Source organism: Acidisphaera rubrifaciens HS-AP3 (assembly GCF_000964365.1).
Lineage (GTDB): Bacteria > Pseudomonadota > Alphaproteobacteria > Acetobacterales > Acetobacteraceae > Acidisphaera > Acidisphaera rubrifaciens.
In genome coordinates this window covers 1-2,108 of the sequence record NZ_BANB01000280.1, presented here as the reverse complement: position 1 = coordinate 2,108, position 2,108 = coordinate 1, and the positions used below count along the sequence as shown (strand labels likewise).

Sequence of the window (2,108 nt, the reverse complement as noted above, 5' to 3'; positions counted from 1 at the left end):
CGCTCCGGCAGGTAGCGTGAATCAGCATTCCGCCCATTCGGGAATCCCTCGCGATTCCATCAGGTCGGATGGCGCTCTAGGGTGACGACGTCACCCTAGAGCGCCATCGCAGCGTCGGGCCGGGAACGCTGCCATTGATCGCGTTGGCCCAGTCGCTAGTGCCGGACTTTCGATCGCTACGCGGTCAAGCCGCAGGCGGAAGCGGTTGCCATGCAGTTCCGGCACCGCGGGCCGCGGCCGGACCATTCGGCTACGCCGCCGCCAGCCCGGCGGCAGCGGCGCCGCGCACCAGACCGCGCCGTCCGAGCGGCGTCATGGCAACTGTGCCGTGGCACTACAGGTGCCAGCGTCTATGAAAGGCTTCCCGGGCCGAAGCGAGTGCGCCATCGTCTACAACTCTCCTCGCCGCGACATGTCACCAATGCGCGCAGCCGTCCGCATACCAATCGCTGTGATGGTCAGCGACGGGTTGACGCCGCCCATCGTCGGGAACACGGACCCGTCACAGATCCAGAGATTGGGCACGTCCCAGCTGCGGCAATCCGCGTCGACGACGCTATCCTCCGGAGAGAACCCCATGCGGACGGTGCCGCCCAGGTGGTTCATGTCGTTCTCTTGACGAAACACGTCGCGGGCGCCGACCAAGTCCAGGCTCGTGCACATCTGGTCCAGCGCGTGGGCGATCATGGCCTTGTCGTTGTCGCCCCAGGCATAGGTGATCCGCGGGATGCGCAGGCCGTACTGATCGGTGTCGTCGGCCAAGGTGACGCGGTTGTCGGGGTTGGGCAGTTGTTCGCCCACCATCTTAAGCCCGACCATGTGGTTGTAGCGCAGCATTTCCTCATGCAGCGCGGCGCCCCATAGGCCCTTGGAGCCCGTCAGGATGGTCATGGTCTCGATCGGCAGCGGACCCTGCGCCATCCAGCAGTAGCCGCCGAAGAAGTCTTTGCGGTCCTGGTAATTCCAGTGCTCGGTGATAGTGGTGGAGGGCGGCGCCTTATATGCGCGCACCACCTCGTCCATGTAGCCGAACGCGGCCTGGTTGGACTGGCTCATCAGATAGCGGCCGACCAAGCCCGAGCTGTTGGCCAGGCCGTTCGGGAACCGATCGGTGGCGGAGTTCAGCAGCAGACGGGGCGACTCGATCGCGTAGCCGGCTACCACAACGTGGCGCGCCTTCTGGAACCGCCACCGGCCTTCGCGATGATAGTGGACGCCCGTCGCGCGCCCGTTCGATCCCGTCTCGATCCGGCCGACCATAGCCAGGTCGCGGATCTCCGCCCCGGCGCCGATCGCGCGCGGGATGAAGGTCACCAGCTGGCTCTGCTTGGCGTTGGTGGAGCAGCCGAAGCGGCAGAAACCGCGATAAACACAGGGGGCGCTGTCGCCCTTCGGCGACGACACGGTGGCAAGAGGCGTCTCCGTCCAGCTATAGCCCATGGCTTCCGCGCCACGGGCGAGCAGCTGCGCCGCGCCGTTGATCGGGTGCGCGCGCAGCGGATAGCGCGGCCGCTTCGGGCCCCAAGGGTAGCCTATGGGTCCGGAGATGCTGAGCGCCTGCTCGGCCTTCGCATACCAATCCCACATGTCGCGCCAGTCGAGCGGCCAGTCGGCGCCGTAGCCGAGCACGGAGCGGGCTTTGAACCATTCGGGGCGAAAGCGCAGCGAGACCATGGCGAAGTGCACGGTGGAGCCGCCGACCGCCTTGCCGCTGTTCTTGCCGCCCATCACCAGCGGATTCGCGCCCTCGGAGATGCGGTCGTCATTCCAGTAGAGCTTGTCCTGCTCGGTTTCGTCGGAGGCGAAGTCCTCCAGTGGCCTGAAATACGGCCCGGCATCGAAGCCAATGACGGAGAAGCCCTGCTCCGCCAGCCCGGCGATCACCGGGCCGCCGCCGGCACCGGTGCCGATCACGACGACATCGACCTCCTCGCTGTCCGCGTATTGCCGCATCGGCACCCAGGCGCCGGGTCGGAACACGTCGGGCGCACGCCCGGACGCGGCGCGCGGAGCCGCGAACGGATCAGCCGACACGCTTGTTGATCCTCTCAGCGCGCGCCTCACGGCCAAGCGTGGCTTCCTCGGGCTCCCAGGGATCGTGGCGATCT

At 66.9% G+C, this 2,108-nt stretch carries 1 protein-coding gene; it reads right to left on the bottom strand.

Annotated features, from left to right (window positions below; genetic code table 11):
* Positions 1–390: 390 nt before the first annotated feature.
* Positions 391–2,034 carry a GMC family oxidoreductase gene (locus B8460_RS09370; RefSeq protein WP_048861331.1) on the bottom strand — a complete coding sequence of 548 codons (1,644 nt, stop codon included), beginning with the start codon at positions 2,032–2,034 and terminating at the stop codon, positions 391–393.
* Positions 2,035–2,108: the final 74 nt, after the last annotated feature.